Annotated in this window: 5 protein-coding genes; all 5 read right to left on the bottom strand. The window is 69.9% G+C overall.

The window, feature by feature from the left end:
• On the bottom strand, positions 1–445 hold a 445-nt coding region (locus AC2VNT_RS11080), incomplete at its 3' end, for an RDD family protein (protein WP_486946899.1).
• Between the two features lie 5 nt (positions 446–450).
• Positions 451–1,203, bottom strand: a complete 753-nt coding sequence (locus AC2VNT_RS11075) for an Mce protein (protein ID WP_486946898.1) — start codon at positions 1,201–1,203, stop codon at positions 451–453.
• Positions 1,173–2,810 (bottom strand): MCE family protein, encoded by a 1,638-nt coding sequence (locus tag AC2VNT_RS11070; RefSeq protein WP_486946897.1) that lies wholly within the window; start codon positions 2,808–2,810, stop codon positions 1,173–1,175. The genes AC2VNT_RS11075 and AC2VNT_RS11070 overlap by 31 nt, the downstream gene beginning before the upstream one ends.
• The gene (locus AC2VNT_RS11065; protein WP_486946896.1) at positions 2,804–3,970 is read right to left on the bottom strand and encodes an MCE family protein; all 1,167 of its coding nucleotides are present in this window, start codon (positions 3,968–3,970) and stop codon (positions 2,804–2,806) included. Before AC2VNT_RS11065 ends, AC2VNT_RS11070 begins: the two co-directional genes overlap by 7 nt.
• Positions 3,971–3,981: 11 nt before the next feature.
• Positions 3,982–5,604 carry an MCE family protein gene (locus tag AC2VNT_RS11060; RefSeq protein WP_486946895.1) on the bottom strand — a complete coding sequence of 541 codons (1,623 nt, stop codon included), beginning with the start codon at positions 5,602–5,604 and terminating at the stop codon, positions 3,982–3,984.
• Positions 5,605–5,712 lie beyond the last annotated feature (108 nt).

The following is a 5,712-nucleotide window of genomic DNA, read 5'->3' as shown; positions in this document are numbered from 1 at the left end:
GCCACAACCAGCCCACGAAGACCGATCCGGTATCCAGCAGGTGGGCCAGCTCGCGAGCGGCGAGCCGGCCGGGGCCGGCAGCGCCACCGTCGGTCCGGACGACCGCAGTGCCCGTCACGCCGCGGCCCAGAGTCCAACCCGCGGCCGCCGGCAGCAGCACCCGGTCGACGACGGTACCCGCCAGGGCGATCACGCCGACCGAGACCGCGACCCACCACCACGCGCCGTGCAGCGGCAGCGCCAGCGCGGCCAGCCCCGCCGCCGCCACCACGGCGCCGCCCGGGACCAGGTCCGCCGCGTAGGCCAGTGCCCGCAGATGCCACGGCGCGGGCGGCTCCGGCGTCGGTGCCGCCACCCAGGACGCCGGCTCCAGTGCCTGCACCGCCCCGCCCGGCGGTGCAGGACCGGCCGCCACGGTCGCCGGGTCGTCGCGGTCGGCCGTCACCGCCCTCACTTGGCTACCTGGTCGAGTTTGACCACCTTGTACTGCCCGTTCTCGCGTGCCATCTGTGCCCGCAGCCGGAACTGGATCTCCCGCCCTTGCACTTCGACGTTGTCGACCGTCCCCCGGAAGGCGACCAGCACGTCGACCGAGCCGTCCTTGTTGGTGCGCTCGGCGGCGGCTCGAACCTCGGTTATCTTCACGTGAGCCTGGGCTGCCTGGTAGGCCTGCACGAAACTCTCGGCTTGTGCGTAGAAGCCGGCACCCGCCTGCAGTCGGAATTGGCCGGTCTCGGTCGCACATTCGAAGATCTTCGTTGCCGCGGCGGTCGGGTCGGTGACGTCGGGAATCTGGGTGGCCAGCACGCATTCTTTGGCCGCCGCCACCGCCGCCGCGTTGTCGCGGGTGGTCTGCTCGGCTACCCGGTGGTAGTAGCTGCCCAGATAACCGCCGACCGCCACGGCGACACTGACCAGAACCAGCGCCGCGGAGATGCCCGCCAGCCGGCGCCGGTCCAGCCGGGAGCCGGCCAGGATCGACGGCGTCGCGGCCGCTGACCCCGCTGTTTTCTCCACCGGCTCCGGTGAATCGGCCTGGTCGGCTCTGGTCTCGGATCGTCCCCGATCCTCGACCATCTCCTCCGGGCTGGTCAGGTCGGCTCTGGTCTCGGATCGTCCCCGATCCTCGACCATCTCCTCCGGCGCTACCGGGGGATCGGGGTCGGTGGGGTTCAGCCGGCTGGCGCCAGCATCTCCTTCCATCCGTCGTCTCCTGTTTTGGTCGAGTCGTCGAGGGTGTACTTGACGCCGTTGGGCCCGAGCACCTCGCCGCTTTGGGGGTTGTAGACTGCCGCCGGTCCTGGGCCGGGAGTATAGATGCACGGGTTCGGCTGCTGCCCGTTGCACGTCACCGATCCCTGCCCCGGCCGGGTCACCGGGTCGTTGACCGGCGGTGGGCTGGGGGGCACCTTGTCGGCCGGCAGCGGGTTCAGGCCGGTGTTGACCGACGGCGCCGGAATCACGTGCCCCGGTTCGACCGGCTGGTCGCAGCGGGCGCCCGGGGCCGGGCAGTTCCGGATCTGGTTCGGGTCGCCGTACCACGGGTTGGTCCCCAGCGGCACGTACGGTTCGTCGCTGCGGCAGTCACGCGGTGTCGGCGCCCGCTTGCCCGGCACGTCCATACACGGCAGGTTGCGGTCACCCCGAACGACGTTGTTCTTGGTCTCCTGCGGAATCTTGCAGTAGTACTCCTCCGGGATGTCCGCCGGGCTGACGTCGGCCTGGGCCCGCCACAGATGCGCCGGCAGGAACCCGGTCAGGCACGGCGGCGGCTGGTTCACGGCCAGGCCCGGAATGAGCCCGCCCGTGAAGGCGAGCGGACCCAGCGGAACACCGGGGAAGCCGCCGCCGAGGGCGAGATGCACGGTTGCCTGTCCGGGACGGGTGGCCAGCAGCGTCTGCGCCCAGGACACCGTCTGCGGGAAGAAGACCAGGATCTGCTCGATGCCGGGGTTGTAGCGCTTGAGCATCTCGGTGACCACCGCGATGTTCGCGATCGACCGCGGCAGCGACTCGCGGGTGTCACGGAACGTCTCGTGCACCTGGTCGAGGAACGGCGGCAGGATCGTCAGGGTGTCCTTCACCACCGGGTCCCGGCTCGCGGCCTGCGTGGTCAGGGTGTTGAAGTTCCGCACCCACTGCCGGATCGAGTCTCCGGCGTTGACCTGGCTGTCGATGATCGGCGTGGCGTTCGTCACGATGGCGTCCAGGTCGCCGAGGTTCTCGTCGAAGCCGCCGGCCAGGTTCGTCGTCGCCTCCACCAGGCGCTGCAGCGCCGGGCCCAGCCCGCCGACGGCGAGCGCCGTCTCGTCCAGCGCGGCGGCGATCTTGCCGGTCGGCAGCGCGGCCAGACCGGCGTTGGCGGCGTCCAGCGCCGGGCCGATCGCCGCCGGCACGGTGCCCATCCGCACCGTCTGGCCCGGCTTCAGGTAGCGCCCGGGCCCGGTCCCGCCCGACACCAGGTCGAGGTACTGCTCACCGATCGCCGACACCGAGTGCACGTTGGCCGTCGCGTCGGCCGGGATCTTGAACCTGTCGGAGATCCGCAGCGTCGCCTGCGCTCCCGGGTCGTCCGGGTGCTGTTTCTCCAGCGGTTCGACCCCGGTGACCTGTCCGATGACGGTGCCGCCGTAGGTGACGTTGGCGGTCTTGTACAGCCCGCCGGCCACCGGCAGATCGGCCTTGAGCTGGTACTGGCCGACGCCGGCCAGGGCCGGCAGCCGCAGATAGTAGACCCCCAGCGCCAGCAGCGCCGCGACGGTCAGGACGGTGAAGATCACCAGTTGTCGTTTGATCTCGGGTTTCAGCAATTCCGGTCAGCCCTCTCCACATACGGTCCGCCGGGAGCGGAGGCCGGGTTCGGCGTGTACCGCACGTCCGGAACCATCATCTCCGGGTCGTGGCCGAACGACTGCTCGAGCGCGCGCAGCGCCCCGGAGAGCCCGGTCCCGGTCAGCCACGAGTTGTCGATCGACGCGTAGCTGACGTCGAGTGTGGCGGTTGCGTTCATGTAGTCGCCCCGGATGACTTTCAACGCCGACTCGTTCGGGAACGGGATGGTGATGATTTTCAGCACGTCGACCAGGTACGGCCCCGCCTCGCGGAACGCCTTCGCCGGACACGTCATCGAATTCAGCACCCGGGTCAGATCCGGGCGGATCGGCGCGATCCACCGGTTCACCGCCTCGCCGGCGTGGCCCAGCCCGTCCATGCCGTCGATGAAGACCGCCTTGTCCCGGTTGAAGTACTTGAACAGCGCCGAGAACCGAACCAGCACCCCCTCCAGCGAATCCGGGTGCTGCGCCAGGTAGCCGATCAGCCGGTTGCTGGAGTCGATGGCGCGGGTGATGTCGTCGCGTTGCTCGTTGAGCCGTTCGGTGAAGGTGTCCAGTTTGCCCAGGAAGGCGCGGAACTGGTCGGCCCGGCCGCCCACCGCCGCGTTGAACTCGGTGGTCAGCGTCTCCAGGTCGGCGAACCCGCCGCGCTGGGAGAGCAGCGCCAGCCCGGCCAGGGTGCTCTCGATGGTGGGATAGAACGACGAATTGTCCAGCTCGATCGTGTCGCCGTTCTTCAGCTCGCCCACCGGGTGCGCCGGCGCCGCCAGCGCGATGTGCTGCGAGCCCAGCAGGCTGGTCTGGCCGATCTTCGCGGTGGCGTTGCGGGGCAGGTGGACGTCCTTGTTCAGCCGCAGCGTCAGGACGGCGACCCAGTCTTTGAGCTGAATCCGGTCCACCGCGCCGACGAAGACATCGGCCACCAGCACCTTGCTGTTGCCGTTCAGCGCCAGCGTGTCGGGAACCTTGACGTAGACGGTGTAGGCGCCCGGCCCGCTGCCCGGCCCGCCCGGCAGCGACACGTTGGCGATGCCGCGCCACTCCCGGCACGAGGTCAGCGTCAGCGCCACCACCAGCAGCACCAGCGCCTGCCACGCCCGCCGGTAGCTCCGGCGCCGGCCGGTCGATCCGGCCACCCCGCCCCACCTCACTGGCCCGCTCCCGTCACCGGGACCATCGGCGGCACCGGGCCCGGCCCCACACCCGGCCCCGGCACCGGCGGCATGATCCCGCCGGTCACCGGCAGGCCGACGTTGGGGACCGGCCCGGCGGGCACCTCGTCGTAGTCGTTCGGCGGGCCCGGCGGCGTCTGGTACTGCGACTCGATCGGCGCGATGTCCGGGCCGCCCATCAGCTCGGCCAGCGACTCCGGGGTCAGCAGCCGTTCGGTGTCGTGGCCGACCTTCACCCCCTGCATCCCGGGCGCCACGATCCAGCCGGGCTGCACGTTGCGGTGCGACAGCGGGGTGTCCGGCACCCAGATGCCGGGCACGGTGGTGTCCTTGTACCCCGGCGGCGGCTGCAGCCGCGGCTCGGAGTAGGCGATCTCCTTGGGCAGGGTGGAGGCGGTGGTGAAGAGGTTGATCCCGAACGGCAGGTAGTTGAACTTGATCGCGTCCGCCACCGGCGCCAGGTACTGTGCGCAGAGCTCCGCGGAGTCCTGGAAGCCGAGCCGGCTGCCGGCCTGGATCGAGCTGCAGATGAACAGCAGCGGGTTCTGGAAGAACGGAAACACCGGGAAACCGACGATGCCGCCCTGCGCCGGGTGGTAGATCTCCTGCAGATTGGCCACCGCGGTCGGCGCCACGTGCAGAATGGTCTCCAAGCCGTTCAGCGGCTCCGGCTCGTTCATCGTGCTGGTGATCTCGGCCGTGTTGTCGATGTCGTGGACCAGCCACTTCTGGTTCTGCCGGAGAAACGACCGCAGGATCACCACGGTCGCGTGGAACTCGTCCGCGGCCTGGGCGAGCTCTTGGTCGTATCCGGTCAGGTTGTTGGTGAACTGCGCCAGGTCCCGGTTCAGCGCGGTGAACTGCTCGTCGTTCCGGTGCAGCGCGTTGACGAACTGCGCCAGCGCCCGCACCACCGCGAAGAAATCGCCCCGGCCCGTGTTCAGCGCGGTCAGCGCCTCGGAGAGATTGGTGAACGTGGTGTTGACCTGCTGGCCCTTACCGGCCAGCCCGTCGGCCAGCGCCTCGATGACCTCGCCGAACGGGCCCTTCGGCTGCTCGGGTGTCGGCCCCAGCTTGGAGATGATGTTGGTGATGTCGTCGCGCAGCGTGTCCCACTCCACCGGAACCTGGGTGCGGTCCTCCGGGATCACCGCGTTGTCGACCAGCGCCGGACCGCCCCGATACGGCGGCTCCAACTGGATGTTGCGCGACGCGACCAGCGTCGGGTTCAGGATGATCGCCCGGGCGTCGGCCGGCACCTTGTACTTCTTGCTGTAGTGCAGGGTCACCTTCATGCAGGTCGGATGCTCGGCCGCCGTCGGGGCGTCGATCGTCGGCTTGCACTGCTCGTCCTGCACCGGCTCGATCTTGTCGATCGAACCGACCCGGACACCCATGATGTGCACCGCGTCGCCGGCGTAGAGCGCATCGGCCTCCGGGAAGTAGGCGACCACGGTGATGCGGTTCAGCGTGCGGACCAGCTGCACGCCCAGGAAGGCGCCGACCAGCGCCAGCACCGTCAGCAGCGTGCCCAGGATCATCGCGGTTCGCGACAGCCGGGGCAGGCGCAGGTTATGGATATCGAAGACCGTGCTCACGTCCGGCTACCTTCCCTGCAGCGCGCCACCGCCGCCGCCTGGCTGACTGTTCCCGCCTTCGCCGGGCGGGATGAACGGGGCCGGTAACTGGTCACCCGGTCCCGGCGG

It is taken from the genome of Mycobacterium sp. TH-M15 (assembly GCF_057473705.1).
This window is presented reverse-complemented; position numbering and strand designations above follow the sequence as displayed.